This window comes from Pseudomonas sp. P106(2024) (assembly GCF_057480815.1).
In genome coordinates this window covers 1-248 of the sequence record NZ_JBLIYU010000070.1, presented here as the reverse complement: position 1 = coordinate 248, position 248 = coordinate 1, and the positions used below count along the sequence as shown (strand labels likewise).

1 rRNA gene is annotated in these 248 nt (G+C 53.6%); it reads right to left on the bottom strand.

Going from position 1 to position 248, the window contains the following annotated elements:
- Positions 1-90 (bottom strand): 5S ribosomal RNA (gene rrf, locus AC25M7_RS25550); the annotation flags it as partial.
- Positions 91-248 lie beyond the last annotated feature (158 nt).

The following is a 248-nucleotide window of genomic DNA, read 5'->3' as shown; positions in this document are numbered from 1 at the left end:
GGGAAGCCCCACACTACCATCGGCGATGCATCGTTTCACTGCTGAGTTCGGGATGGGATCAGGTGGTTCCAATGCTCTATGGTCGTCAAGAAATTCTGTGTGCCGGTCCGTCCGAGGGACGTGCCAGCGAATCTCTGTACTCTCTACTTAAAGACAAAACCCCTACCTGCTCGCGCAGATAGGGGTTTTGCGAAATGAATCTTGACGATGACCTACTCTCACATGGGGAAGCCCCACACTACCATCGG